Origin of the sequence: Pseudomonas sp. MF7453 (assembly GCF_016405455.1) — a bacterium.
GTDB classification, from domain to species: domain Bacteria; phylum Pseudomonadota; class Gammaproteobacteria; order Pseudomonadales; family Pseudomonadaceae; genus Aquipseudomonas; species Aquipseudomonas paralactis.
In genome coordinates this window covers 26,542-52,819 of record NZ_JAEKCN010000004.1, presented here as the reverse complement: position 1 = coordinate 52,819, position 26,278 = coordinate 26,542, and the positions used below count along the sequence as shown (strand labels likewise).

The window sequence follows — 26,278 nt, the reverse complement described above, 5'->3', positions numbered from 1 at the left end:
GCTAAATTCGGCTGTTCGACAGCTTCAACCCTGCACGACGCAGGTGGCCAAGTGCGCAGCGAGCGCATCAAAGGCAATGTTCTGTTGTTCACCCTGGCCACGCAGGGGTTTGAAACCTATCACTTGCTGGGCCAATTCGTCATCGCCAAGGATCAGTGCATACAGCGCACCGCTCTTGTCGGCTTTCTTGAACTGGCTCTTGAAGCTGCCGGCGCCGGCATTGATCTGCAAGCGCAGGTTCGGCAATTGGTCGCGTACTTTCTCGCTCAAGGCCAGGGCGGCCAGTTCGGCAGCCTCGCCAAAGGCACAGAGGTACACGTCTACTTGACGGGAAATTTCTTCGGGAACCTGCTCCAGGGTTTCCAGCAGCAGGATCAGCCGCTCGATGCCCATGGCAAAGCCTACGCCCGGGGTCGGCTTGCCGCCCATCTGTTCGACCAGGCCGTCGTAGCGGCCACCGGCACACACGGTGCCCTGAGCGCCGAGCTTGTCGGTGACCCACTCGAATACGGTCTTGCTGTAGTAGTCGAGGCCACGCACCAGTTTGGGGTTGATCACGTAGGGAATACCCGCTGCATCCAGGCGAGCCTTCAGGCCCTCGAAATGCACCCGGGACTCGTCGTCCAGGTAATCGGCCATTTTCGGCGCATCGACCAGCACGGCCTGGGTGTCGGCGTTCTTGGTATCCAGGACGCGCAACGGGTTGGTCTTCAGACGGCGCTGGCTGTCTTCGTCCAGTTTGTCCAGGTGGGCCGACAGGTACTCGACCAGGGCTTCGCGATAACGCCCGCGGGACTCGCTGGTGCCCAGGCTGTTGAGTTCAAGCTTGACCGCATCACGGATGCCCAACTGGCCCCACAGGCGCCAGGTCAGCACGATCAGCTCGGCGTCGATGTCCGGACCGTCAAGGTTGAAGACTTCACAACCGATCTGGTGGAACTGGCGATAACGACCTTTCTGCGGCCGCTCGTGGCGGAACATCGGGCCGATGTACCAGAGCTTCTGGGTTTGGCCACCACCGGTGATGCCATGCTCCAGTACGGCACGCACGCACGCGGCAGTGCCTTCCGGACGCAGGGTCAGGGAGTCGCCGTTGCGGTCTTCGAAGGTGTACATCTCTTTTTCGACGATGTCGGTCACTTCACCGATGGAGCGCTTGAACAGCTCGGTGAACTCGACGATCGGCATGCGGATCTGCTTGTAACCGTAGTTATCCAGCAGGCGCGCGACAGTGCTTTCGAAGTAGCGCCACAGTGGCGTCTGCTCCGGCAGGATGTCGTTCATGCCACGAATGGCTTGCAGAGACTTGCTCACATCAAATCCTTAAATTCGTTCAATCAGCCGCGAGCGATCAGCGCTGCGTCAGCGGCGACCTTCTCGGCCGCTTTCTCGCGGATCAGCTTTTCCAGCTCATCCACCAGATTGTCATTCGTTAGCTTCTGCGACGGCTTGCCGTCGATGTAAATCAGGTTCGGTGTACCGCCGGTCAGGCCCACATGGGCCTCTTTGGCCTCACCCGGCCCGTTGACCACACAACCAATCACTGCGACATCCAGCGGCACCAGCAGGTCTTCGAGGCGCAACTCCAGGTCGTTCATGGTTTTCACCACGTCGAAGTTCTGCCGCGAGCAGCTCGGGCAGGCAATGAAGTTGATACCACGGGAACGCAAACGCAGGGATTTTAGAATGTCGTAACCGACTTTCACTTCCTCAACGGGGTCTGCCGCCAGGGAGATGCGGATAGTATCGCCAATCCCTTCGGCGAGCAGCATACCGAGACCCACCGCAGATTTCACTGTGCCTGAGCGCAAACCGCCCGCTTCGGTGATACCCAGGTGCAGCGGCTGCACGATTTCCTTGGCCAGCAAGCGGTAGGCTTCAACCGCCATGAACACATCGGAGGCCTTTACGCTGACCTTGAAGTCCTGGAAATTCAGGCGTTCCAGGTGCTCAACGTGGCGCAGTGCCGACTCAACCAGCGCCGCTGGGGTAGGCTCGCCATATTTTTTTTGCAGGTCTTTTTCCAGGGAGCCGGCGTTCACGCCAATGCGGATCGGGATCCCCCGATCACGGGCAGCATCCACCACGGCGCGCACGCGGTCTTCGCGACCGATGTTGCCCGGGTTGATACGCAGGCAGTCCACACCCAGCTCGGCCACGCGCAGTGCAATCTTGTAGTCGAAGTGAATGTCGGCAACCAGCGGCACCTTGACCAACTGTTTGATACGACCAAAGGCCTCGGCTGCATCCATGTCTGGTACGGAAACTCGCACGATGTCCACACCGGCCGCTTCCAGACGGTTGATCTGGGCCACGGTGGCCGCCACATCGTTGGTGTCGCTGTTGGTCATGCTCTGCACTGCGATAGGGGCATCGCCACCCACCGGCACCGAGCCGACCCAGATCTTGCGCGATACGCGACGTTTGATTGGAGATTCGCCGTGCATGACTATTGTCCCAACTTGAGGCGAGCGGTCTCGCCACTGGTGAACGGCGCCACGTCTACAGGCTGGCCGTTGTAGGCCACTTGCGCGCCACGGGCGAAGCCCAGACGCAGCGTCAAAGGAGGCTTGCCGCCCTGGTCAAGCGTATCTCCCTTACGCTTCAAACCGCTGAACAGCACTTTGCCGTTGCCATCGGTGAGCTGCGTCCAGCAGTCAGCGATGAAGGTGATTTGTACGCGCCCATCACCGGCGATCAACGCTGGGGTGGTCGGAGGCGACATGGCTGGCGCTGCCGGTGCGGCTGGCGCAACTGGCGCAACTGGCGCAGGCGTCGCAGGTGCGGGTGCCGCTGGGGCTTGAACCACCTGTGCTGCCGGGGTAACCGGGGCCTCTACGGCCGCAGTCGCAGCAGGAGCGGTGCCCGCTTGCGGCGCTGGCTGCTCAGTTGTAGCCGGCACTTCTGGTGCGGCCTGCCCTTCGGCCACCGCCTGGTCTTCGGGCTCGTCCAGAGGATGAATCTGGGTGGTGCCATCGGCGCTTTCGACTTCGACGTGCTCCATGGCGTTGCTAGTCAGGTCTTTGCTGCGCTGAGAAGCCTGGTCTTGCCACCAGACGAAACCGCCGCCGACCACAGCAACCAGCAGCAACAGGCTGACAATCCGCAAAATCGTGTGGGAAACCCGCGTTGGCTCCTCGATACGACCAAGACCATGGACATTACTGCCCTGGGCATCGGTACCGGTGAACTGGTCGAACTCCTGCACCAGCACGGCCTGGTCGATCCCCAACAGTTTGGCGTAGGCGCGGATATAGCCGCGGGCGAAGGTGTGCCCAGGCAGCTTGTCGAACGCGCCAGCTTCCAGGTTGGCCAGGGACGTGCTGGTCAAATTGAGCTTGAGGGCCACTTCCGCCAGCGACCAACCATTGCTTTCGCGGGCCTGACGCAAGGTTTCGCCTGGGTTTACGCGATTAGCTGCTACATCTTCCGGGTGCGCGGCTTTCATCATTGCTCCGACAGGTATTGCTGATATTCCGGCGTACCGGGATAGAGTCGTTCGAGTTGCTGGCCAAAACGTGCGGCCGTGTCGTGTTCTTCATGAACCGTCGCCAGGCGCACACCGAGCAATAGACTACGTGCATTTTGCCCACTGAGCAGGCTAAAACGCTCGTAATAGTCTCGTGCCGGCACATAATGCCTGTCTTCGTAAGACAACTCAGCCATTTCAAGCAATGCTCGTGGCTGGCGACTGTTCAGATGCAGGGCTTTTTCCAGCTGCTGGCGCGCGCTTTCGCGCTGACCGAGGCGCATTGAGGTCACCCCGAGGTTCTCGAACACCCGCGAACGCTCAGGATAAAGGGTATCGGCGCTGGCTTGCTGGAAATAACGCGACGCCTGGGCGTAGCGCTTCTGCTCGAACAGGAAACTGCCGTAGTTGTTCAGCAAACGGGAGTCGCCAGGACGGGAAGCCAAGGCCTTGTTGAAATAGCGGTCGGCCAGCTCCGGCTCGGCCTGAGCCTGAAAGACAAGGGCCAGTGCAGCGTTGGCGTCGGCATCATCGCTGTCCAGCTCAAGAGCCTTTTTCAGCGGCACCTTGGCCTGCTCGCTCATACCTTGACGCAGATACCCCAAGCCCAATTGCACATAGGCAACCCGCGCCTCATCACGGCCTTTAGTGGTGTGCAAAGGGCTGTCATGGCCCGATGAAACACAGCCGGCAACGAGGCCGGCAAGCAGTAAAAGCAGCGCAAGGCGCAAGGGCATAGAGATCCTCTCTCAGATTCGATTCACAGCAATTTGCGGCAAATCTTCGGCGGCGTTAAGTTCGCGCACGGCGATATAACGTTCGCTGCGGCGGGTGCGGTCCATCACCTGCCCTACCAATTGGCCACAGGCGGCGTCGATGTCTTCACCACGAGTGGTGCGCACAGTGACGTTGTAGCCGGCCTGGTGCAGTTGATCCTGGAAACGGCGAATGGCGTTGTTGCTCGGCCGCTCGTAACCAGAATGCGGAAACGGGTTGAACGGGATCAGGTTGATCTTGCACGGGGTGTTCTTGAGCAACTCGATCATCTCGACTGCGTGCTCGACCTTGTCGTTGATGTCCTTGAGCATGGTGTACTCAATGGTCAGTACGCGCTTTTCGCCCAAGGTCGCCATGTAACGCTGGCAAGATTCAAGCAGCATCTTAAGCGGATACTTCTTGTTGATCGGCACCAATTGGTTACGCAATGCGTCATTGGGTGCGTGCAGCGACAACGCGAGGGAGACGTCGATGTGCTTGGCCAGCTCATCGATCATCGGTACCACGCCGGAGGTCGACAGGGTCACACGGCGCTTGGAAATGCCGTAGCCCAGGTCGTCCATCATCAGGTGCATGGCCGCGATTACGTTGTCGAAGTTCAGCAGCGGCTCACCCATGCCCATCATCACCACGTTGGTGATGGCACGGTCGACGGTCGCCGGGACGCTGCCAAAGGATTTGTTGGCAATCCACACCTGGCCGATGACTTCGGCGGCGGTGAGGTTGCTATTGAAGCCTTGCTTGCCGGTGGAGCAGAAACTGCAATCCAGGGCACAGCCTGCCTGGGACGAAACGCACAAGGTGCCACGTTTGCCCTGGGGAATGTATACGGTCTCGACGCAGCTGCCGGACGCCACGCGCACCACCCATTTACGGGTGCCATCGCTGGAGATGTCCTCGCTGACCACTTCGGGACCACGCACCTCGGCAATGGCCTTGAGCTTGTCGCGCAGGGCCTTGCTGACGTTCGTCATGGCGTCGAAATCGTCGACGCCAAAGTGGTGAATCCACTTCATTACCTGACCGGCACGGAAACGCTTCTCCCCGATTGAGTCGAAGAATTTCTCCATTTCCGGCTGAGTCAGACCCAGCAGGTTGGTTTTAACAGTCGATGTAGTCATGGATTCACCCTCACTCTTTAAGCCGATGCTTAGCGAGCGGTTACTTCAGTAGCAGCGAAAAAGTACGAGATTTCGCGAGCAGCAGCAGCTTCGGAGTCCGAGCCGTGAACAGCGTTGGCGTCGATGGACTCAGCGAAGTCAGCACGGATGGTGCCGGCAGCTGCTTCTTTAGGGTTGGTAGCGCCCATCAGCTCACGGTTCAGAGCGATAGCGTTTTCGCCTTCCAGAACCTGAACAACAACAGGACCGGAGATCATGAAGGCAACCAGGTCGCCGAAGAAGCCACGAGCGCTGTGCTCAGCGTAGAAGCCTTCAGCTTCAGCCTTGGACAGTTGCTTGAGTTTCGAAGCTACAACCTTCAGGCCGGCTTTTTCGAAACGAGTGGTGATCTCGCCGATGACGTTTTTTGCAACAGCGTCAGGCTTGATGATGGAGAAAGTACGTTGAACAGCCATGGTGTAACTCCAGAAACGGTAATTTACGAAAAATTAAACCCGCGAATTATACGCGGGTTATTGGGTATTGCCTAACTGCGTAAAGGAGGCGTCAGTCCTGTTCTTCTTTCCAGGCAGTCTGGATAGCTTCCAGAACCTTTTCGCCGCCGCGATCACGCTCATCTTCGAACCCGGGCAATGCCATGACCATGTCACGCAAAGCTACAAAGTTCAGGGAGTAAGGATCCAGATCCGGGTTGCCATCGGCCAACAGGATAGCGATCTCTTGCACATCAACCCACTTAAGACTCATGACACTTCCTTGAATCAATGCGGCGCTTCAGCCGCATGGTTAAGCGAATATTTCGGAATTTCGACGGTGAGGTCTTCAGTCCCCACTTTCGCCTGGCAACTCAGGCGCGACGTCGGCTCCAGCCCCCACGCCCTATCAAGATAGTCTTCTTCCAGGTCATCAGCCTCATTGAGGCTGTCGAAACCTTTACGAATGATGCAGTGGCAAGTGGTGCAGGCATTGACGCCGCCACAGGCACTTTCGATCTCGATATGGTTGTCATGGGCGACGTCGAGCAGGGACTTGCCGGTCTCAGCCTCCACGACCATGCCCTCAGGGCAATGTTCGGCGTGCGGTAGAAAAGTGACCTGCGGCATCAGTTATTCCTCAATTTCATTCAGGTTGCGGCCCGCCAGCGCGGCTTTAACCGTCTGATCCATGCGGCGGGCAGCAAAGGCATCAGTCACTTGCGACAGGCGCTTGGTCTGTTGCTCGATGGCGTAGCCATCGTTGCCTTTCATCAGTTCGGCCAGTTCCTGCATTTGCAGGTCGATGACCATGCGTTCTTCGGCATCCAGCAGGCGCTCGCCGTCGGCTTCAAGGGCACCCTGCACCGCTTCGAGCAGGCGCTGGGCATCCACTTGCTGCTCGCGCAATACGCGGGCGACCTTGTCGTCACCGGCATACTGGAACGAATCCTTGAGCATCTTGGCGATTTCGCCATCGGTGAGGCCGTAGGACGGCTTGACCTGGATGCTGGCTTCAACGCCCGAACCCAGTTCGCGGGCGGCCACGTTGAGCAAGCCATCGGCATCGACCTGAAAGGTCACGCGAATCTTCGCCGCGCCCGCCACCATGGCCGGGATGCCACGCAATTCAAAGCGCGCCAGGGAGCGGCAGTCGCTGATCAACTCGCGCTCACCTTGCAGCACATGAATCATCATGGCCGTCTGGCCGTCTTTGTAGGTAGTGAAATCCTGGGCGCGAGCAACGGGGATGGTGGTATTACGCGGGATCACCTTCTCCATCAGGCCGCCCATGGTTTCAAGGCCCAGGGACAACGGGATCACGTCGAGCAACAGCAGTTCGCCGCCGTCGCGCTTGTTACCAGCCAGGGTATCGGCCTGGATGGCGGCGCCGATGGCGACGACTTGATCCGGGTCGATTTCGGTCAATGGTTGGCGCCCAAAGGCTTCGGCTACCGCTTCACGCACGCGCGGCACGCGGGTGGAACCACCGACCATGACCACTGCGCCGACATCTTCCAGCTCAATGCCGGAGTCACGCACAGCACGACGGCAAGCCTTGAGGCTGCGGGCGACCATTGGCTCGATCAGCGCGTCAAAGGCTTCGCGGGTCAGTTGTGCCGACCAATCAGCGTAAGTCACTTCAACGGATGCAGCATTAGTCAGCGCTTCTTTGGCCGCACAGGCAGTTTGCAGCAAGTTACGCTGCGCGCCCGGATCCAGGTCGGCAGACAAACCTGCGCTGGTGATGATCCAGCCGGCAATGGCGTGGTCGAAGTCATCGCCGCCCAGGGCACTGTCGCCACCGGTGGCCAGCACTTCGAAAACGCCGCCGGTCAGGCGCAGGATAGAGATATCGAAGGTGCCGCCACCCAGGTCATAAATGGCGACCAGGCCTTCAGCGTGCTGATCCAGGCCATAGGCCACAGCCGCAGCGGTCGGTTCGTTGAGCAGGCGCAGCACATTCAGGCCCGCCAGCTTCGCCGCGTCCTTGGTGGCTTGACGCTGGGCGTCATCGAAATACGCCGGAACCGTGATCACCGCCCCGACCAGCTCACCGCCCAGGGTGTTTTCCGCACGCTGGCGCAGCACCTTGAGGATATCGGCCGACACTTCTACGGGGCTTTTCGGGCCCTGGATGGTGTCGATGAAGGGCATGTGGGATTCGCCGCCGACAAAGCGGTAAGGCAATTGGTCGCCCAATTGCTTGACGTCGGACAAACCACGCCCCATCAAGCGCTTGACCGACAGCACGGTGTTCAACGGGTCGGCAGACGCGGCCAGCTTGGCCGACTCACCCACTTCAGTGCGATCGGCGTGATAACGCACGGCGGAAGGCAGGATCACCTGCCCATCGGCGTCGGGCAGTGGCTCGGACAGGCCGCTGCGCAAGGCAGCAACCAGGGAATTGGTGGTGCCCAGGTCAATCCCGACCGCCAGGCGACGCTGGTGCGGTTGAGGGCTTTGGCCGGGTTCGGCGATTTGCAGTAGAGCCATGGTAATCAGGTCTTATCTGTCTATCAGGCGTGCATCACGGGCAGCACTGGGTTAATCGTCGAGGCGCTCTTCTAGCTGGCGCACTTCGTAGGTGAGCTTATCGAGGAACTGCATGCGCCGCATCAGGCGTTCGGCCTGTTCACGTTGCGCCGCATCATCCCAACAGGCTGCGAAGCTTTCGTTGAGCTCATCCTGGGCGGTTTTCAAACGACGCTTGAAGACTGCAACACCGGCTATATCGGCTTCGTCCTGCAAGTCTTCAAGCTCTTCGCGCCACTGCATCTGCTGCATAAGGAAGTCCGGATCATGCACCGTAACTTCCAACGGCAACTCGCCACCGTTCAGCGCGAGCAGGTAACGCGCGCGTTTCGCGGGGCTTTTGAGCGTCTGATAGGCTTCGTTGAGGCTGGCCGATTGCTCCAGGGCCAGGCGTTGCTCACGCTCGGAAGCGTCGGCAAAGCGGTCCGGATGCACCCCACGCGCCAGTTCTCGATAGCGCGTAGCAAGCTGCTCAAGGTCCAGCCGAAAGCTCGGCTGCAGCTCGAATAAAGCGAAATGACAAGGAGTACCCACGATTAGCCTCAGATATTGAAGCTTTCGCCGCAGCCACACTCACCGCGTACGTTGGGGTTGTTGAACTTGAAGCCTTCGTTCAACCCTTCCTTGACGAAATCGAGTTCGGTGCCGTCCAGGTAGGTCAGGCTCTTGGGGTCGATGATCACTTTCTCGCCGTGACTTTCGAACACCTGATCCTCTTCAACCACCTCGTCGACAAACTCCAGCACGTAGGCAAGGCCGGAACAGCCCGTGGTGCGAACACCCAGACGAATCCCCTCACCTTTACCGCGCCCATTCAGGGAGCGGCGAATGTGCTGCGCAGCCGCTTCTGTCATGCTGATAGCCATCGTTGACTCCTTACTCGTCGCCAAATGCTTAGATCAAGCCTTTCTTCTGCTTGTAGTCGCGAACCGCCGCCTTGATGGCGTCTTCAGCGAGTACGGAGCAGTGGATTTTCACTGGCGGCAGTGCCAGTTCTTCGGCCAGCTGAGTGTTGCTGATAGTGACAGCCTCATCCAGAGTCTTGCCTTTCATCCATTCGGTCGCCAGGGAGCTGGAGGCGATGGCCGAACCGCAGCCGTAAGTCTTGAATTTGGCGTCTTCGATAACGCCAGCATCGTTGACCTTGATCTGCAGGCGCATTACATCGCCGCACGCCGGAGCGCCGACCATGCCGGTGCCGACATCAGGATCTTCCGCGTTCATCTTGCCGACGTTGCGCGGGTTTTCGTAGTGGTCGATGACCTTTTCGCTGTAAGCCATGGTACTGAATCCTCACTCATCAGGGCCGCTCTGGAACCCTGTAGTCACGCCTGCGTTTTCCGCCACGTTCCTACAGAGCTTGGGTGGCGGCTTCTATATTTAGTGTGCCGCCCACTCGATCTTGGAGATATCGACACCGTCTTTGTACATGTCCCACAGCGGCGACAGAACGCGCAGCTTGTTGACGGCTTCGCAGACCTTCTGCGCGGCGTAGTCGACTTGTTCTTCAGTGGTGAAGCGGCCGAACGTAAAGCGGATCGAGCTGTGTGCCAGTTCGTCGTTGCGGCCCAGGGCGCGCAATACATACGAAGGCTCAAGGGACGCCGAGGTGCAGGCCGAACCGGACGAAACCGCCAGGTCCTTGAGCGCCATGATCAGCGACTCGCCTTCGACGTAGTTGAAGCTCAAATTCAGGTTGTGCGGTACACGGGCGGTCATGCTGCCGTTGATGTACAGCTCTTCAAGGTTTTCGACCTGCTTGTAGAAGCGATCGCTGAGGGCCTTGATGCGCACGTTTTCGGCAGCCATGTCTTCCTTGGCCACACGGAAAGCTTCGCCCATGCCGACGATCTGGTGGGTCGCCAGGGTGCCCGAACGCATACCGCGCTCGTGACCGCCGCCGTGCATGGTGGCTTCGATGCGCACGCGAGGCTTGCGGCTCACGTACAGCGCGCCGATGCCTTTAGGGCCGTAAGTCTTGTGGGCAGAGAACGACATCAGGTCGACTTTCAGCTTGGACAGGTCGATATCGACCTTGCCGGTAGACTGAGCGGCGTCGACATGCAGCAACACACCCTTGGAGCGGGTCAGCTCGCCGATGGCGGCGATGTCGTTGATCGTGCCGATTTCGTTGTTCACGTGGATCACGGAAACCAGGATGGTGTCTTCACGCATCGCGGCTTCGATCATCGCCGGGGTGACGATACCGTCGGTGGTGGGCTCAAGGTAAGTCACCTCGAAACCTTCACGCTCCAGTTGGCGCATGGTGTCCAGGACAGCCTTGTGCTCAATCTTGGTGGTGATCAGGTGCTTGCCCTTGGTCGCGTAGAAATGCGCCGCGCCCTTGATAGCCAGGTTGTCGGACTCGGTGGCACCGGAGGTCCAGACGATTTCACGCGGGTCGGCGTTGACCAGGTCAGCGACCTGGCGACGAGCGTTCTCAACCGCTTCCTCGGCCTTCCAGCCGAATACGTGGGAACGGGAGGCCGGGTTGCCGAAGTTTCCGTCAACCAGCAGGCATTCGCTCATTTTTTGCGCGACACGCGGATCAACCGGGGTGGTCGCTGAGTAATCAAGGTAAATCGGCAATTTCATGGACTTTCTCCTAAATCAGGCTGGCTGGCGTGCCGTTAGCTCTTCGGCTGTCACTCGACGGCGGACGCTTCGATTTTGTCCAGACGCGGCGCCTTGGTGTTGCAACGGCGCTGGTCCTGACGCTGGGCTACTTCTTGCACCTCACGGCGAGTCACAAGATCAGCCAAGCTGATACCACTCAAAAACTCATGGATCTGCAGGCTCAAGTCACACCACAAGTGATGTGTCAGGCAGGTGTCGCCGGCGTGGCAATCACCCAAACCCTGGCATTTGGTGGCATCGACGGATTCGTTGACCGCGTCGATCACCTGGGCCACTTGAATGCCCTGCATGTCGCGGGACAATTGGTAGCCACCGCCCGGACCGCGAACGCTGGAAACCAGATTGCTGCGGCGCAATTTGGCGAACAACTGCTCGAGATACGACAGGGAAATGCCTTGGCGCTCGGAGATATCGGCCAGGGACACCGGCCCAGTTTGCGCGTGCAGGGCCAGGTCAAGCATGGCGGTCACCGCGTATCGGCCTTTTGTAGTCAGTCTCATGGACAAGTACCAAGGTGTTTCAGAATGGGAGCAAGTATGCGATTCCCGAGTATTTAAGTCAACTATAAGACCTAGTACTTTAGTCAGGAATACCCGTAAAAAGGGCGCGCGAATCATAGCAGCATGGGGTGGGATCGAACAGCGCAACCAGGCCTGCTGCAAGACCACCGAGCCAATGAAGATCAAATGTGGGAGCTGGCTTGCCTGCGATTGCGGTGGGTCAGCAACCTACAAGCAAGCTGATAGACCGCTATCGCAGGCAAGCCAGCTCCCACAAGAGACCGCATTCAGCCTGCCTTGGTGGTAGCGGCCTCGTCCTTGATTTCAGCAAAATCTTCTTCGCGCAGTTCAGGCAAGTCTTTGGCACAGTACGGGCTGCCCAACTCCTTTAGCGCACCGCACATGCCTTCCAGCTTGCCATCTACCGCTTGCAGATGATCAAGCAATTGGCCGATGGCGCGAGCCACCGGGTCGGGCATGTCTTCGCTGACACCGTAGGCGTCGAAGCCGATCTTCTCGGCCATGGCCTTGCGCTTGGCCTCTTGCTCGTCACCGACCTGCGGCTTGACGATGATGCGACCCGGAATGCCCACCACTGTGGCACCAGCAGGTACAGCCTTGGTCACTACGGCATTGGAGCCTACCTTGGCGCCCGCACCGACGGTAAACGGCCCCAGCACCTTGGCGCCCGCGCCGACCACCACGCCATTTTCCAGGGTCGGGTGACGCTTGCCTTTATTCCACGTGGTACCGCCCAGGGTCACGCCCTGGTAAAGCGTCACGTCATCACCAATTTCAGCTGTCTCGCCAATCACGATGCCCATACCATGATCGATAAAGAAGCGACGGCCGACTTTGGCGCCTGGATGAATCTCGATGCCGGTCAACCAACGCCCGAAGTTCGACACCAGCCGGGCCAGCCATTTCCAGCCCATGCCCCACAAGGCGCCGGACAGGCGGTGAATCCAGATCGCGTGCAGGCCGGGGTAGCAGGTCAGCACTTCAAAGGCGTTGCGCGCCGCCGGGTCACGATGGAAAACACTCTGGATATCTTCTCGCAAACGCTCGAACATTTTTAATCCTTCCGCTTAAGAAGCTCACCACGGGCCGCTTTCTGGGTTTCCGTGAGGATGCCACGCAATATGTTCATTTCCGCCCGGCTCACCGAACTGCGGCCGTACAAGCGACGCAGGCGCGCCATCAAGTGCCGTGGCTTTTCAGGGTCGAGGAATTCGATGGCGACCAGGGTTTGCTCCAGGTGCTCATAGAACCGTTCCAACTCGTCCATGGTGGCCAACTCGCCACTTTTGGTCGATGCAACCTCTTCCTTTTCCATTTTGCTCGGTTGACCAGCAGCGGCCAGCCAGGCCATGCGCACTTCATAAGTCAGCACCTGCACCGCAGCCCCGAGGTTCAGCGAGCTGAACTCAGGGTCTGAGGGGATATGCACGTGGTAATGACATCGCTGCAGCTCTTCGTTGGTCAGGCCGGAATCTTCACGGCCGAATACCAAGGCGATTTCAGCACCGCCAACAGCCTCCTCCACCACTTTGGTGCCGCACTCACGCGGGTCCAACAGCGGCCAAGGGATACGCCGGTCGCGGGCGCTGGTGCCGAGCACCAGATTGCAGCCGACCAGGGCGTCCTCCAAGGTGGCGACCACCTGGGCATTTTCAAGCAAGTCATTGGCGCCGGACGCACGGGCATCAGCCTCGTGGTGCGGGAATACCCGCGGTTCGACCAGCACCAGGCGCGTCAGCCCCATGTTTTTCATGGCTCGCACCACCCCGCCGATATTGCCGGGATGACTGGTATTGACCAAGACGACACGAATGTTTTGCAGCAAGGGAGGCGCTCTCGGACACGGGAAAGGGGAGCAAATCTTACAGAACCGCCTAAGGTTATGCCATGAAAGCTAACGTCATCCTTCACCTTGAGAAAGTTTCTGCTAGAATGCTCGGCTTTCTTTAACAACCTTAGGTGACACATCCATGCAGCCCATGCTGAATATCGCGCTGCGCGCCGCCCGCAGCGCCAGTGAATTGATCTTCCGCTCCATCGAGCGCCTGGATACCATCAAGGTCGACGAAAAAGACGCCAAGGATTATGTATCCGAGGTGGATCGCGCCGCCGAACAGAAAATCATCGACGCCCTGCGCAAGGCCTACCCTACCCACGGCATCCTCGGTGAAGAAACCGGCCTGCACAAAGGCAGCGGCGAAGGCGAAGACTACCTGTGGATCATCGACCCACTGGATGGCACCACCAACTTCCTGCGCGGCATCCCGCACTTTGCCGTGAGCATCGCCTGCAAATACCGTGGCCGCCTGGAACACGCCGTTGTGCTGGACCCGGTTCGCCAGGAAGAATTCACCGCCAGCCGTGGCCGTGGCGCCCAACTGAACGGTCGCCGCCTGCGTGTCAGCGGTCGCACCAGCCTGGAAGGCGCTCTGCTGGGCACCGGCTTCCCGTTCCGTGACGACCAGATGGACAACCTGGAAAACTACTTGGGCATGTTCCGCGCCCTGGTTGGCCAGACCGCCGGCATCCGCCGCGCCGGTGCAGCCAGCCTGGACCTGGCCTATGTGGCCGCCGGTCGTTTTGATGCGTTCTGGGAATCGGGCCTGTCCGAGTGGGACATGGCTGCAGGCGCCCTGCTGATTCAAGAGGCTGGCGGCCTGGTGAGCGATTTCACCGGTGGTCACGACTTCCTGGAGAAAGGCCACGTAGTTGCCGGCAACACCAAATGCTTCAAGGCAGTACTGACGGCGATCCAGCCGCACCTGCCGGCTTCGCTGAAGCGTTAAGCGAGCGAGCACAAAAAAAGCACCCCTCGGGGTGCTTTTTTATGCGTGGGATTTAGCAAAAACCAATTCCAACTGACTCAATACAATCCAATGTGGGAGCTGGCTTGCCTGCGATGGCGGGCTGCCAACCAACTGATTAGTTACTGACCCACCGCTATCGCAGGCAAGCCAGCTCCCACATTTGGATCGAAACCAGACCTGGGGATTACTGCTGGTTCTGACCGAGGATCAGACGACCTTCCTTATCGACCGGAATCTGGCTGCCAGGGTCGCGCTCCATACGCACGGTACCCTCCTTGCCATCCAGGTTGTAACGCACGTCATAACCGACCACCTTGTCGCTGATGTCGTTAACGGTGTTACAGCGAGTCTGAGTCGTGGTGTAGGTATCACGGTTCTGCATACCTTCCTGAACCTTGTTACCGGCGTAGCCACCACCGACCGCACCGGCCACGGTGGCTAGCTTCTTGCCGTTACCGCCACCAATCTGGTTGCCCAGCAGGCCACCCGCAAGGGCGCCCACCACAGTACCGGCGATTTGATGTTGATCCTGCACCGGACGCTGCCGGGTCACAGTGACGTCCTTGCAGACCTCGCGCGGGGTTTTGATCTGGGTTTTAACCGGCTGTACCGCCAGTACTTGCGCATACTCAGGGCCGCTTTTTACCAGGCTGTAGGTGGCAACAGCACCCCCGGCAGTTACACCGACAGCACCCAATACCGCACCAACCAGCAACGACTTGTTCACGTTGAACCTCCTGACCATCACAAACGGATCGAAAGATCCGCGCTATACCCAGCCTTGGAGCAAAAAAAAAGGCGCGAGTTCAATACTCGCGCCCTTCTTGTAACAGCCGATCAACTAACACCCATCAAGGGCGGTCGTCGACCTCCTTGCCGGTAGCGGCAGGAGGGATCAAGTCTTCGCTGTTGAGGTTCAGCCAGATCAGCACCACGTTGGCGATGTAGATCGACGAGTAGGTACCCGCCAGAACACCGATGAACAGTGCCAGAGAGAAACCCCACAGGTTGTCGCCGCCGAAGATCATCAGCGCAGCGATCGCCAGCAAAGTGGAGATCGATGTTGCCATGGTCCGCAGCAGGGTCTGGGTAGTGGAGATGTTGATATTCTCGATCAACGTCGCCTTGCGCAGGACCCGGAAGTTCTCACGAACCCGGTCGAATACCACGATGGTGTCGTTGAGCGAGTAACCAATGATCGCCAGCACAGCCGCCAGTACGGTCAGGTCGAAGGTGATCTGGAAGTAGGCCAGGATACCCACGGTCACGATCACGTCGTGGATCAGCGACACAATGGCGCCGACACCGAACTTCCACTGAAAGCGGAACGCCAGGTAGATCATGATGCCGACCAGCGCCATCAGCATGCCGAGGCCGCCCTGATCGCGCAGCTCTTCACCCACTTGTGGGCCGACGAACTCGACGCGCTTGACCGAAGCCGGGTTGTCGCCGCCGACCTTTTGCAAGGCCTCGGCTACCTGGTGACCCAGTTGCGGGTCTTCGCCAGGCATACGCACCAGCAGGTCAGTGGTGGCGCCGAAGCTCTGCACCACGGCTTCGTGATAGCCGGCCTTGACCAGCTCGCTGCGCACCAGGGTGACATCGGCTGGCTTCTCGTAGGTCAGCTCGATGAGCGTACCGCCAGTGAAGTCCAGACCGTAGTTCAGGCCCTTATGGAACCAGCTGAACAACGCCAGAACGGTAAGGAGCACGGTGACGCCGAACGCAATGTTGCGAACGCCCATGAAGTTGATTGTACGTAACATGGCAGCCCCTTAAATCCACAACTTCTTGAAGTCACGCCCGCCAAAGATCAGGTTGACCATTGCGCGGGTCACCATGATGGCCGTGAACATCGAGGTAAAGATACCCAGGGACATGGTCACCGCAAAGCCTTTCACCGGGCCTGTGCCCATGGCGAAGAGAATCCCGCCGACCAGCAACGTGGTCAGGTTGGAGTCGAGAATCGCGGTAAATGCCCGGCCGAAGCCTTCGTTGATTGCACGCTGTACGGTCATGCCGGCGGCGATCTCTTCACGGATACGCGAGAAGATCAGCACGTTGGCGTCAACCGCCATACCCATGGTCAGCACGATACCGGCGATACCCGGCAAGGTCAGCGTAGCACCCAGCAGCGACATCAGCGCCAGCAGCATCACCATGTTGCCCGCCAGGGCGACGGTGGCGATAACGCCGAAGAAGCGGTAGATGGCGATGATGAACAGCGACACGAACAACATGCCCCACAGCGCCGCATCGACACCCTTGGTGATGTTGTCGGCACCCAGGCTCGGGCCGATGGTACGTTCTTCTGCGAAGTACATCGGCGCGGCCAGGCCACCGGCACGCAGCAACAGCGCCAGCTCGGAGGACTCACCCTGGCCGTTCAGGCCGGTGATGCGGAACTGCGCACCCAGCGGCGACTGGATGGTCGCCAGGCTGATGATCTTCTTCTCTTCCTTGAAGGTCTGCACCGGCACGTCTTTCTCGACGCCGTTGACCATCTGCTTGGTGTAGGTGGTCACCGGGCGCTGCTCGATGAAGATCACCGCCATGCTGCGACCGACGTTGCTGCGCGTGGCGCGGCTCATCAGTTCGCCGCCGTGGCCATCCAGGCGGATGTTCACTTCAGGTGTGCCGTGCTCGCCGAAACCGGCCTTGGCGTCGGTCACCTGGTCACCGGTAATGATCAAGCCACGCTCGATCAACGCAGGAGGACGATTGCCCTCGCGGAACTCGAACTCTTCGGAGGTTGCGCGGGTAGCACCCGGCTCAGCCGCAAGGCGGAATTCCAGGTTGGCGGTTTTACCCAGGATACGCTTGGCTTCAGCCGTGTCCTGTACGCCCGGCAACTCAACCACGATACGGTTGGCGCCCTGACGCTGCACGATCGGCTCGGCTACACCCAACTCGTTGACGCGGTTACGTACCGTGGTCAAGTTCTGCTTGATGGAGTACTCGCGGATCTCGGCGATCTTGGCCGGGCTCATCGCCAGGCGCAGCACAGCCTGACCATTGAGGTCAGCCGGCAGGATGTCGAAGTCATTGAAGTTCTTGCGGATCAGTGCACGGGCCTGTTCGCGGGAAGCTTCGTCAGCAAAACCCAGCTGAATGGCACCATTGAGCTGCGGCAGGCTGCGATAACGCAGTTTCTCTTTGCGCAGCAGGCTCTTCACGTCGCCTTCGTAGACCTTCAGACGTGCGTCCAGAGCCTTGTCCATGTCGACTTCCAGCAGGAAGTGCACACCACCGGACAAGTCCAGACCCAGCTTCATCGGGTGCGCGCCAATGCTGCGCAGCCATTGAGGCGTGGTCTGTGCCAGGTTCAATGCAACGACGTAGTCGTCACCCATGACCTTGCGCACGACGTCTTTGGCCGGCAATTGGTCTTCTTGCTTGGTCAGGCGCAACAAGCCGCCTTTGGAACCAGCTGCCAAGGTTGCCGCTTTAACCTGGATGCCCGCGTCATTGAGCGCTTTGCTCGCACGGTCCAGATCAGCCTGATTGACCTGCAGCGAAGTGCTGGCGCCAGAGATCTGGATTGCCGGGTCATCAGGATAGAGATTGGGAGCGGAATAAATAAAGCCGATCGCCAGCACCGCCAGGATCAGTACGTATTTCCACAGAGGGTATTTGTTCAGCATCACGCCGCCCGCTTATAACGCGGGGCGCCTTGCGCGCCCCGTCGATTGGTAAAGGTTGTTACTTAGATCGCTTTGAGCGTGCCTTTAGGCAGCGTGGCGGCGATGGCGCCCTTCTGGAACTTCATTTCCACGGTGTCGGAGACTTCCAGTACCACGAAAGCATCGGAAACCTTGGTGATCTTGCCGGCGATACCGCCAGTGGTCACGACTTCGTCGCCTTTTTGCAGGCTGCCCAGCAGGTTCTTCTGCTCTTTGGCGCGCTTGGCCTGTGGACGCCAGATCATCAGGTAGAAGATGACCAGGAAGCCGACCAGGAAAATCCACTCGAAACCACCGCCCATAGGGCCGGCAGCAGCAGGCGCAGCGGCGTCAGCCATGGCGTTAGAGATAAAAAAGCTCATTTAGCACTCCAGTTGCAAATAGTGAATCTTAGGGTCGGAAAACTCAGTCCAAGGGCGGCACAGGGAGGCCACGCTTGGCATAGAAGGCATCGACGAAGGCGGCCAATGTACCCTGTTGAATAGCCTCGCGCAAACCAGCCATCAGGACTTGGTAGTGACGCAAATTGTGGATGGTATTCAACATGCTACCCAGCATTTCCCCGCACTTGTCCAGATGGTGCAGATAAGCACGGGAGAAGTTCTGGCAGGTGTAGCAGTCACAGGTAGGATCCAGCGGCGAATCATCATGGCGATGGAACGCGTTACGGATCTTGAGCACGCCTGTATCGATGAACAGATGCCCATTGCGGGCATTACGGGTTGGCATCACGCAATCGAACATGTCCACACCGCGGCGCACACCCTCTACGAGATCTTCCGGTTTGCCAACGCCCATAAGGTAACGAGGTTTGTCAGCAGGCATCAGACCCGGCAGGTAATCGAGCACCTTGATCATTTCGTGCTTGGGCTCGCCCACCGACAAACCGCCGATGGCCAGGCCGTCGAAGCCGATCTTGTCGAGGCCTTCCAGCGAGCGTTTGCGCAGGCTTTCATGCATACCGCCCTGGACAATCCCGAACAGCGCCGCAGTGTTGTCGCCATGGGCGTTCTTCGAACGCTGGGCCCAACGCAGGGACAGCTCCATGGAGATACGCGCCACGTCTTCGTCAGCCGGGTAAGGCGTGCACTCGTCGAAAATCATCACGATGTCCGAACCCAGGTCGCGCTGGACCTGCATCGATTCTTCCGGCCCCATGAACACCTTGGCACCGTCCACCGGTGAGGCGAAAGTCACCCCCTCTTCCTTGATCTTGCGCATGGCGCCCAGGCTGAACACCTGGAAACCACCGGAGTCGGTGAGGATCGGGCCTTGCCACTTCATGAAGTCATGCAGGTCGCCATGCTTCTTGATCACTTCCGTACCCGGGCGCAGCCACAGGTGGAAGGTGTTGCCGAGGATAATCTCGGCGCCGGTGGCAACGATGTCGCGCGGCAACATGCCTTTGACGGTGCCGTAGGTGCCGACCGGCATGAAGGCCGGGGTCTCCACGGTGCCACGCGGAAAGGTCAGGCGACCACGACGGGCTTTGCCGTCCGTGGCGAGCAATTCAAACGACATACGACTCATAAGTTGTCCTCAGGGCCGCGCGGCGCCGGGTTACGGGTGATAAACATCGCATCACCGTAGCTGAAAAAACGGTACTCGTTAGCGATGGCGGCCTGGTAGGCAGCCATGGTTTGCGGGTAACCGGCAAAGGCCGACACCAGCATCAACAGCGTGGATTCCGGCAAATGGAAATTGGTGACCAGGCAGTCGACCACATGAAATGGCCGCCCTGGGAAAATAAAGATATCGGTGTCGCCACTGAACGTCTTGAGCACGCCATCACGTGCTGCACTCTCCAGCGAACGCACGCTGGTAGTGCCCACCGCAACCACTCGACCGCCACGCGCCTTGCACGCATTAACCGCGTCCACGACGTCCTGGCTGACTTCCAGCCATTCGCTGTGCATATGGTGGTCTTCGATGTTCTCTACACGCACCGGCTGAAACGTGCCGGCCCCCACGTGCAGGGTCACATAGGCCGTCTCGACGCCCTTGGCGGCAATCGCATCCAGCAGCGGCTGGTCGAAATGCAGCCCGGCAGTCGGCGCGGCAACGGCGCCGAGGCGCTGTGAGTACACCGTCTGATAGCGCTCGCGGTCCGCGTCTTCGTCGGGGCGGTCTATATAAGGAGGCAACGGCATGTGGCCGACGCGATCGAGCAACGGCAGCACTTCTTCGGCAAACTCAAGCTCGAACAAGGCGTCGTGACGCGCCACCATCCGGGCTTCGCCACCGCCATCAATCAGGATGTTCGAACCCGGTTTGGGCGACTTGCTGGAGCGCACATGGGCCAGCACGCGATGGCTGTCCAGCACCCGCTCCACCAGAATTTCCAGCTTGCCGCCGGACGCTTTCTGGCCAAACAGCCGCGCCGGGATCACCCGGGTATTGTTGAAAACCATCAGATCGCCCGGGCGCAAATGCTCAAGCAAATCAGTGAATTGACGGTGTGCGAGGGCACCGCTGGGCCCGTCCAGGGTCAGCAGTCGACTGGCGCGACGCTCGGCCAAAGGGTGGCGAGCGATCAGCGAATCAGGGAGCTCAAAAGTAAAGTCAGCAACGCGCATGATGGGGTTCGTCTAGCAGGGCCGGGAAGTCTAGCGGAAATAGTGAAAATAGACCATGAAACGTGATTGACCAACGGTAATCTCATCTCTATACTTCGCCGCCATTGAGCCCTGATGGCGGAATTGGTAGACGCGGCGGATTCAAAATCCGTTTTCGAAAGGAGTGGGAGTTCGAGTCTCCCTCGGGGCACCATCTTAAAGAAAGACCTTGAAATTCAAGGTCTTTTTTTTCGCCTGCAAAAAAGTGCCAGGCGTGGCAGTGGAGGTAGCGGGACCATGGAGTTGACGCTTGAAGCAGTTGCGTTGTTTGCGCTGAAGCTGGTGCATGAGACTGACCACGGCAGCCCATTGCTGCGCGATGATCCCGTGATGGAGTGCTATGATCGCGAGGTGTTCGGGTTGTTAGTGCGCCAGGGAAACCTGGCTGAGATCCAGTTGAAGCTCGATGAGTGCATCACCCAGGCGTTGATTGCATTGGGTGGAGCGGACAGCGTTCTCGGGCGTGAATTGCAAAGGCTATCCACCGATGTGCAAAACATCGCTCGTCTTGATGAGTTGACCTGCCCGCTGACCGTACTAAAGGGCTATCTGAAAGATGTGCAATGAATCGTTGATCAGCATAACGGCCAGGTAAACCATCAACACCGCCACCCCTGCATCCAGCCAGCGCCAGACCGCAGGCTTGCGAAACAATACCGTCAATCGCTGACAGCACAGCGCCAACACCACGAACCACACGAGTGATGCCGTCATGGCGCCTGTCGCGAACAGCGCCTGTTGGCCCGCAGGTTTCGTGGCACCGATGGAACCAATCAACACCACGGTATCGAGCCAGGCGTAAGGGTTGGCAAAGCCGAGTATGACCGCCGAGCGCAACAGCCCTCTTTGCGAGTTGCCGCCTTGAGCATCCGGCATGGACTGATCCCGGATACAAGCCAACAGACGTTGGCCACCAAACCAAAGCAGATAGGCAGCGCCGGACAACAGCAATAGTGCCATCACCTCAGGCCGACTTCCCAACAACGAACCTAAACCCGTGACCCCGAAAGCGATCAGGAAAATATCGGCCAATACGCAAATAGCGACAACGCCCCAGATCGGCCCGCGACCGACACCTTGGCGGATCACCAAGGTGTCTTTCGGGCCAGGGGCGGCGAACAGTCCGATACCCAAGAGCAAACCTTCGAGGTAAAGGGCATTGAAGTGAGGAAACATGGACTGTTCGAGCCCTCCAGGACTATTTAGCGCAGTTGAATCGGTTGATTACCGAAACCGGTATGACGAGCATTCACAGTACTGCCCAGATCAATGGGTTTCTGACGATAAAAGGTCGTTAGCAACTGATCCGGATTGGGGTTTGCAAAGTAGATCAATGAACTTCTGGCAACCGGTTTGCTAGGTGCAAGTACAGCATGGTAGGCGGCAGGCACGGCATGATCAGAGAGTTCTGTCAGCAAGGAGCCCGCCAGCACCGCGACCTCGTTCTCCAGAAGGCGTACCGGCTCCAATGATCGTCCTTTCATCAAAACCAACCCTTCGCGGGTAGGCTTGATAAACGAAAGCATATGCCCGTCTTCATGAGGATCCTGGGCATATTGACGAGAACTGTCTTTGGCCTGTGGACCATAGACGCACAACTGGATGTACGATGCCGAGCGAAAGGGGGCCAAGGTTTGAACGCCAAACTCCTCGCAAATGCCATCCATCACTCCCTGGGCCAACTCGCTCATCTGTCGCTCATAACTGCCGACTGCGGCCACGAAAGTACTTCGGGTGAATTCGAAAGCGGTTCTTTTTGAAGCGTGCGCGGGCCAGTAACAAAACCGCTCGCACAGGTCCGGGTGATCCTCGGCAAGGGAGTACTCGGCGCCAAAAGGGAAAAACCCATCTGTGTCCTGGGCAAAGGAAAATTCATCCTTGATGGCCTGGGGAATGGCCGAATACCCATCAATGATCTTTTTGTAGTCCTGCAACATCGAATCAGGAATTTGCAGGATGCCAAAGCCTGATCGGGCAATGGATTCACAGCACGCTTTCATTGGACTCATAGCTATATCCACAGATAGATGTAAAGGAATGCAACACACACAAGGTTCGCAAGCATGTGAGAAACCGCGACACTGGATATGCCAACCAAACCGGGACCTATCCATGTCTTTCACAACGTCGCCAGCAAGACCAAAGTCTGCATTGCTATGTAACCGTGACGGCGTGCAGGTTGTCCTTTTTGGCGTACAAGATGACGTCTTCCACTGGAAACGGGTTTGCAAAATATGAGCATCAAAACTGGCGATACTCTTCGAGCGCTCGTCGTACGACGCAGTCGAGAGCTGGGCAAACCCCTGACTAATCTGGCTAAGGAGGCTGGCATCTCCAGAACCTATCTTTATGGATTGGCGGGCGGTGCTTCAAAAGATCCATCCGTACGTACCCTGATAAAATTAGCCAAAGCGCTACGGGTCTCCCCGCTGCTGCTGTTTCGCTACTTCGCCGACCTGACCGGTGCTCCAACTGATTCTTACTCAATGGCTATCACCAACCGGGCCATTGGCTTGCACGACCCATCTGACATTGCCGTATTCAACGCAGACGTGACCACGCCTGACCAGACCGTAGTGCTGCCCGGTGAAACCTTTCTGAAAACCTGGGAGATCCAGAATCTCGGGACCCGCCCCTGGCGCGGCCGGCGATTGGTCAGAGTGGACGGTGAGTACGTGATCGCCCGTCGAACCGCTTCGGGGGAGCCATTGGAAGTGGTGATGGATAGCCATCTGCGAAGCCTGAACAACGATATTCCGATAGCAGAAACTCTGCCCGGCCAGCCAGTGCATATCACCGTGGAGTTCGGAGCACCGAGGGAGACCAGTACCGTCACCTCAATCTGGCGTATCGAAGATGAACATGGGCAGCCTTGCTACGAGCCAGCATTCATCCTGCATGTGATTGTCAACGTCATGGCACGCTGAAAGCAGCCTTATTTGCGCCCTTCCACCGCCATCCGCACCGCCAGCCCCATCAGCACCGCCCCCATCACCCAGCGCTGCACCACCTGCCACCCCGGCCGGGTCACGAAGAACACCGCGATGGAGCCCGCCATACAAGCAATCACCGCGTTGACGCTGACGCTGATGAAAATCTGCAGAGAGCCCAAGACCAACGATTGCACCAGCACGCTGCCATGGCCGTTCGGATCAATGAACTGAGGCAGCAGCGACAGATACATCACCGCCACCTTGGGGTTGAGCAGGTTGGTCACCACGCCCATGGTGAATAACTTGCGCGGGCTGTCCTTGGGCAAGTCCCGCACCTGAAACGGTGAACGCCCTCCCGGCTTGACTGCCTGCCACGCCAGGTACACCAGATACAGCGCTCCACCGAACCGCAGCACGTCGTAGGCAAGCGGCACCGCCATCACCAGCGCGGTGATACCCAGCGCCGCGCACACCATATAGATCACAAAGCCCAGCGCCACCCCGCCAAGAGAGATCAGCCCTGCCGTGCGCCCCTGGCAGATCGAGCGGGAAATCAGGTAAATCATATTCGGCCCGGGCGTAAGTACCATGCCGAGTGAAATCAGGCCGTAGGCAAGCAAGCTGGATATATCGGGCATTGTTTAGCTCCTGAATTTTTATGCTGCCGGCGTAAAATCCTTCGCCGACGCTGTAGTGTTAAGCGCCATGCTAGAGCCTTGCAGGCTCGGCTGTTAGATACAGATCCGCGAGCAAAACGTCATACACCGTCGGCACCACTCATCCAGGACAGACACATGATCGATTTCAACAACAAAGGCTTCTTCAAACTCAAACAAAACAACGAGTACGCCGAGCGCGTATCGGCCTTGCTGCTGGACGGTGAAGAAGTAGTCGACGCGTACAAGGCCATGCGCGACGGCGTGGTCTTCACCACCCAGCGCATCATCGCGGTGAACGTGCAGGGCATCACCGGCAGCAAGAAGGACTTCACCTCGCTGCCGTACAAAAACATCGTGGCGTACTCTGTGGAAACGTCAGGGACGTTTGATCTGGATTCGGAGCTGGAGATTTACTTTTCGTCGTTGGGCAAGGTGAAGTTTGAGTTCACTGGCAAGACCTCGATTGTGGAGATTTCGCGGTTGATTTCAAAGCATCTGCTGGCCTGAACTGGGGGGGCGGTGCGACGATTCGACTTGCTCCCTCCCACACGCTGATCGCGTTGGCTCACTTGGGCTGGAATGTCTCCAGGTACGCCAGGATATTTTCAATCTTTTGCGAATCACTGATGCCCCAAAAGATCATCCGCGTCCCACTTACCACCGATTTCGGGTCTTCAATGTAGGCCGCCAGTTTTTCCTGCGTCCAAACCACCCCCGAATTCTTCATCGCCTCCGAATACTGATAATCCGTGGTCGTACCGGCAGGCCGGCCAATTATGCCGTTCAGCTGCGGCCCAAACCCACCCCGCGCACCTTCGCCGATGCTGTGGCAGCCGCCGCAGGTCTTGGTGAAGAGTTTGCCGCCCGCTTCGGCGTCGCCGGCAGCAAACGCGGGGGCGGCGATAAAGGTCAGGGCGAGGGTCAATAACACGTACTTCATGAGGGTCTCCCTAGGCGTATTGCCGTCGATTATGCCTGCTTGAATGGCCGCTCCCCCAGCCGTTCCACCAGGCGTACCAGATAACCGTCCGGGTCTTGCACGATGAATTGGCGCTGCCCGGCCTCTACGTCGCCGGCGCGATACCAGGCATCCTCGACATCACGGAACAGCGGCAGGCGGATTTGCGACAGGCGCTGCAAGATGGGCGCTACGGCAGGTACGTCGATCTGCAAGTTGATGCCGCGCCCGAACGGTTGTTGCAACGGCGCGGTCAGCCACTGGCCAGCTTCCGGATCGTATTGCTCCAGCATGATTTGCGCGCCGTGCAGGTCGAGGTAGGCAAAGCCGTCCTCGGGGCGCTGGTAAGCGATGTCGAAACCCAACTGGTCAACCCAGAATGCCAGGCTGGCACCAAGGTGGGTAACGATGAGTTCAGGCACGAGTGGGTTACGGGTGAACATGTCATTCCTTGGACGACGCAGTGGCGCTTACCTTAACGGATTATCGTGCTGACGGCTTGGTCCCAGGCGGCTGTTGGCAAACAGCCAAATGACCACCCATCGTTTAAAAAACATCCAATCGAACCTATCTACCCAACCCCCACTCCACCTTACTGAACCCCTGATGGTGGAGTAAGGATCATGGCTCAGCCATCGATTTTAGTATTGGAAGACGACGAGATCATTCGGGCGTTGATGGTGGATGTGCTGGAGGATTTCGGTGCAGTGGTGACATCGTTTCCTTCAGCGGATGAAGGCATGATTTATCTGGAGCGCGGCGATGACCCTGTGGATCTGATTGTCAGTGATATTCAAATGCCCGGTCTGCTCAATGGCTACGACTTGAGCCGCGTGGTGGCTCATCGCTGGCCTGAAGTGCAGGTGGTGCTGACTTCCGGCAATACGACGATCGCCACTCAATTGGGCAGTTCGGTGCGGTTTCTGCCCAAACCGTGGAGCACCGAACGTTTGCTTGAGTGCGTGCAAACAGCATTGACCCAGCAGGGAATGCCCATGCATTGATAGCGTCGCGACATCATCCAGACCGAACTCGTGGCGTGCCACGGGGTCATTTGAAATACAGGGAGCGACTTTTCTGATCCACCGGT

Annotated in this window: 32 protein-coding genes and 1 tRNA gene; 6 read left to right on the top strand and 27 right to left on the bottom strand. The window is 58.6% G+C overall.

Annotated elements, in window-relative coordinates; genetic code table 11:
- Positions 1-24: 24 nt before the first annotated feature.
- The 16 genes from hisS to trmJ all read right to left on the bottom strand — a co-directional run bounded on the left by hisS (position 25) and on the right by trmJ (position 13,358).
- Positions 25-1,314 carry a histidine--tRNA ligase gene (gene hisS, locus JFT63_RS08125; RefSeq protein ID WP_057703917.1) on the bottom strand — a complete coding sequence of 430 codons (1,290 nt, stop codon included), beginning with the start codon at positions 1,312-1,314 and terminating at the stop codon, positions 25-27.
- Positions 1,315-1,337: 23 nt separating this feature from the next.
- Complete coding sequence (ispG, locus tag JFT63_RS08120) at positions 1,338-2,447, bottom strand: flavodoxin-dependent (E)-4-hydroxy-3-methylbut-2-enyl-diphosphate synthase (RefSeq protein WP_003175952.1); 1,110 nt, start codon at positions 2,445-2,447, stop codon at positions 1,338-1,340.
- A 2-nt stretch (positions 2,448-2,449) separates the two neighbouring features.
- Positions 2,450-3,448 (bottom strand): RodZ domain-containing protein, encoded by a 999-nt coding sequence (locus JFT63_RS08115; protein ID WP_198843747.1) that lies wholly within the window; start codon positions 3,446-3,448, stop codon positions 2,450-2,452.
- On the bottom strand, positions 3,448-4,206 hold the full coding sequence (gene pilW, locus JFT63_RS08110) for a type IV pilus biogenesis/stability protein PilW (RefSeq protein ID WP_186559905.1): 759 nt from the start codon (positions 4,204-4,206) through the stop codon (positions 3,448-3,450). Before pilW ends, JFT63_RS08115 begins: the two co-directional genes overlap by 1 nt.
- A 12-nt stretch (positions 4,207-4,218) precedes the next feature.
- Entirely contained in the window at positions 4,219-5,367 is a 1,149-nt protein-coding gene (gene rlmN / locus JFT63_RS08105) for a 23S rRNA (adenine(2503)-C(2))-methyltransferase RlmN (protein ID WP_005791178.1), read from the bottom strand.
- 29 nt (positions 5,368-5,396) lie between these two features.
- Positions 5,397-5,822 (bottom strand): nucleoside-diphosphate kinase, encoded by a 426-nt coding sequence (ndk, locus tag JFT63_RS08100; RefSeq protein ID WP_003175956.1) that lies wholly within the window; start codon positions 5,820-5,822, stop codon positions 5,397-5,399.
- A 91-nt stretch (positions 5,823-5,913) separates the two neighbouring features.
- Positions 5,914-6,114 carry a Fe-S cluster assembly protein IscX gene (gene iscX / locus JFT63_RS08095; RefSeq protein ID WP_003194015.1) on the bottom strand — a complete coding sequence of 67 codons (201 nt, stop codon included), beginning with the start codon at positions 6,112-6,114 and terminating at the stop codon, positions 5,914-5,916.
- 14 nt (positions 6,115-6,128) lie between these two features.
- Positions 6,129-6,470 carry an ISC system 2Fe-2S type ferredoxin gene (gene fdx, locus JFT63_RS08090; protein ID WP_032895388.1) on the bottom strand — a complete coding sequence of 114 codons (342 nt, stop codon included), beginning with the start codon at positions 6,468-6,470 and terminating at the stop codon, positions 6,129-6,131.
- Between the two features lie 3 nt (positions 6,471-6,473).
- Positions 6,474-8,336: a Fe-S protein assembly chaperone HscA gene (gene hscA / locus JFT63_RS08085; RefSeq protein WP_198843746.1), complete on the bottom strand. Its 1,863-nt coding sequence runs from the start codon at positions 8,334-8,336 to the stop codon at positions 6,474-6,476.
- A 51-nt stretch (positions 8,337-8,387) separates the two neighbouring features.
- Positions 8,388-8,909 carry a co-chaperone HscB gene (gene hscB / locus JFT63_RS08080; RefSeq protein WP_034128027.1) on the bottom strand — a complete coding sequence of 174 codons (522 nt, stop codon included), beginning with the start codon at positions 8,907-8,909 and terminating at the stop codon, positions 8,388-8,390.
- An 8-nt stretch (positions 8,910-8,917) separates the two neighbouring features.
- A complete protein-coding gene (gene iscA, locus JFT63_RS08075; protein ID WP_003209680.1) occupies positions 8,918-9,241 on the bottom strand; it encodes an iron-sulfur cluster assembly protein IscA in 324 nt (107 codons plus the stop codon).
- 28 nt (positions 9,242-9,269) lie between these two features.
- Positions 9,270-9,656: a Fe-S cluster assembly scaffold IscU gene (gene iscU, locus JFT63_RS08070; protein ID WP_003175965.1), complete on the bottom strand. Its 387-nt coding sequence runs from the start codon at positions 9,654-9,656 to the stop codon at positions 9,270-9,272.
- A 99-nt stretch (positions 9,657-9,755) separates the two neighbouring features.
- Positions 9,756-10,970: an IscS subfamily cysteine desulfurase gene (locus JFT63_RS08065; RefSeq protein ID WP_003194019.1), complete on the bottom strand. Its 1,215-nt coding sequence runs from the start codon at positions 10,968-10,970 to the stop codon at positions 9,756-9,758.
- A gap of 50 nt (positions 10,971-11,020) precedes the next feature.
- On the bottom strand, positions 11,021-11,512 hold the full coding sequence (gene iscR, locus JFT63_RS08060; RefSeq protein ID WP_003194020.1) for a Fe-S cluster assembly transcriptional regulator IscR: 492 nt from the start codon (positions 11,510-11,512) through the stop codon (positions 11,021-11,023).
- Positions 11,513-11,799: 287 nt separating this feature from the next.
- Complete coding sequence (cysE, locus tag JFT63_RS08055) at positions 11,800-12,585, bottom strand: serine O-acetyltransferase (RefSeq protein ID WP_198843745.1); 786 nt, start codon at positions 12,583-12,585, stop codon at positions 11,800-11,802.
- 2 nt (positions 12,586-12,587) lie between these two features.
- Positions 12,588-13,358, bottom strand: coding sequence for a tRNA (cytosine(32)/uridine(32)-2'-O)-methyltransferase TrmJ (trmJ, locus tag JFT63_RS08050; protein ID WP_198843744.1), 771 nt, complete (start codon positions 13,356-13,358; stop codon positions 12,588-12,590).
- 145 nt (positions 13,359-13,503) lie between these two features.
- Between trmJ and suhB the strand changes: the two genes are divergently transcribed.
- Positions 13,504-14,319 carry a type III secretion system regulator SuhB gene (suhB, locus tag JFT63_RS08045; protein WP_005791195.1) on the top strand — a complete coding sequence of 272 codons (816 nt, stop codon included), beginning with the start codon at positions 13,504-13,506 and terminating at the stop codon, positions 14,317-14,319.
- Between the two features lie 205 nt (positions 14,320-14,524).
- Here suhB and JFT63_RS08040 read toward each other — a convergent pair whose 3' ends face one another.
- The 6 genes from JFT63_RS08040 to queA all read right to left on the bottom strand — a co-directional run bounded on the left by JFT63_RS08040 (position 14,525) and on the right by queA (position 20,599).
- Positions 14,525-15,067, bottom strand: coding sequence for a glycine zipper 2TM domain-containing protein (locus JFT63_RS08040; protein WP_003194023.1), 543 nt, complete (start codon positions 15,065-15,067; stop codon positions 14,525-14,527).
- Between the two features lie 124 nt (positions 15,068-15,191).
- Positions 15,192-16,106 carry a protein translocase subunit SecF gene (gene secF / locus JFT63_RS08035; protein ID WP_057703923.1) on the bottom strand — a complete coding sequence of 305 codons (915 nt, stop codon included), beginning with the start codon at positions 16,104-16,106 and terminating at the stop codon, positions 15,192-15,194.
- A gap of 9 nt (positions 16,107-16,115) precedes the next feature.
- The gene (secD, locus tag JFT63_RS08030) at positions 16,116-17,984 is read right to left on the bottom strand and encodes a protein translocase subunit SecD (RefSeq protein WP_057703924.1); all 1,869 of its coding nucleotides are present in this window, start codon (positions 17,982-17,984) and stop codon (positions 16,116-16,118) included.
- 62 nt (positions 17,985-18,046) lie between these two features.
- Complete coding sequence (yajC, locus tag JFT63_RS08025) at positions 18,047-18,385, bottom strand: preprotein translocase subunit YajC (protein ID WP_003175975.1); 339 nt, start codon at positions 18,383-18,385, stop codon at positions 18,047-18,049.
- 43 nt (positions 18,386-18,428) lie between these two features.
- A complete protein-coding gene (gene tgt, locus JFT63_RS08020) occupies positions 18,429-19,544 on the bottom strand; it encodes a tRNA guanosine(34) transglycosylase Tgt (protein ID WP_032803964.1) in 1,116 nt (371 codons plus the stop codon).
- 5 nt (positions 19,545-19,549) lie between these two features.
- Complete coding sequence (gene queA / locus JFT63_RS08015; RefSeq protein ID WP_198843743.1) at positions 19,550-20,599, bottom strand: tRNA preQ1(34) S-adenosylmethionine ribosyltransferase-isomerase QueA; 1,050 nt, start codon at positions 20,597-20,599, stop codon at positions 19,550-19,552.
- Positions 20,600-20,707: 108 nt separating this feature from the next.
- Here queA and JFT63_RS08010 point away from each other — a divergent pair.
- Together JFT63_RS08010 and JFT63_RS08005 are read left to right on the top strand one after the other, a co-directional pair.
- Positions 20,708-20,792 (top strand) — tRNA-Leu (locus tag JFT63_RS08010).
- Between the two features lie 83 nt (positions 20,793-20,875).
- A complete protein-coding gene (locus JFT63_RS08005; protein WP_198707333.1) occupies positions 20,876-21,205 on the top strand; it encodes a hypothetical protein in 330 nt (109 codons plus the stop codon).
- Here the strand turns inward: JFT63_RS08005 and JFT63_RS08000 are convergent.
- Together JFT63_RS08000 and JFT63_RS07995 are read right to left on the bottom strand one after the other, a co-directional pair.
- The gene (locus tag JFT63_RS08000; protein WP_044268254.1) at positions 21,176-21,814 is read right to left on the bottom strand and encodes a LysE/ArgO family amino acid transporter; all 639 of its coding nucleotides are present in this window, start codon (positions 21,812-21,814) and stop codon (positions 21,176-21,178) included. The genes JFT63_RS08005 and JFT63_RS08000 overlap by 30 nt on opposite strands.
- A 26-nt stretch (positions 21,815-21,840) precedes the next feature.
- Positions 21,841-22,647 (bottom strand): 2OG-Fe(II) oxygenase family protein, encoded by an 807-nt coding sequence (locus JFT63_RS07995; RefSeq protein WP_034133614.1) that lies wholly within the window; start codon positions 22,645-22,647, stop codon positions 21,841-21,843.
- A gap of 225 nt (positions 22,648-22,872) precedes the next feature.
- Here JFT63_RS07995 and JFT63_RS07990 point away from each other — a divergent pair, with 225 nt between their 5' ends.
- A complete protein-coding gene (locus JFT63_RS07990; RefSeq protein ID WP_198707331.1) occupies positions 22,873-23,565 on the top strand; it encodes an NBR1-Ig-like domain-containing protein in 693 nt (230 codons plus the stop codon).
- A gap of 8 nt (positions 23,566-23,573) precedes the next feature.
- Here JFT63_RS07990 and JFT63_RS07985 read toward each other — a convergent pair whose 3' ends face one another.
- Complete coding sequence (locus JFT63_RS07985; RefSeq protein ID WP_198843742.1) at positions 23,574-24,209, bottom strand: LysE family translocator; 636 nt, start codon at positions 24,207-24,209, stop codon at positions 23,574-23,576.
- A gap of 156 nt (positions 24,210-24,365) precedes the next feature.
- Between JFT63_RS07985 and JFT63_RS07980 the strand changes: the two genes are divergently transcribed.
- The gene (locus JFT63_RS07980; protein ID WP_057703933.1) at positions 24,366-24,737 is read left to right on the top strand and encodes a PH domain-containing protein; all 372 of its coding nucleotides are present in this window, start codon (positions 24,366-24,368) and stop codon (positions 24,735-24,737) included.
- A 58-nt stretch (positions 24,738-24,795) separates the two neighbouring features.
- Here the strand turns inward: JFT63_RS07980 and JFT63_RS07975 are convergent, their stop codons facing one another.
- Together JFT63_RS07975 and JFT63_RS07970 are read right to left on the bottom strand one after the other, a co-directional pair.
- Positions 24,796-25,170: a c-type cytochrome gene (locus JFT63_RS07975; protein WP_057703934.1), complete on the bottom strand. Its 375-nt coding sequence runs from the start codon at positions 25,168-25,170 to the stop codon at positions 24,796-24,798.
- Positions 25,171-25,199: 29 nt separating this feature from the next.
- Positions 25,200-25,631 (bottom strand): bleomycin resistance protein, encoded by a 432-nt coding sequence (locus JFT63_RS07970; protein ID WP_198843741.1) that lies wholly within the window; start codon positions 25,629-25,631, stop codon positions 25,200-25,202.
- A 180-nt stretch (positions 25,632-25,811) separates the two neighbouring features.
- On the opposite strand from JFT63_RS07970, the gene JFT63_RS07965 reads away from it, so the two are divergent.
- A complete protein-coding gene (locus JFT63_RS07965; protein WP_057703936.1) occupies positions 25,812-26,192 on the top strand; it encodes a response regulator in 381 nt (126 codons plus the stop codon).
- Positions 26,193-26,278: the final 86 nt, after the last annotated feature.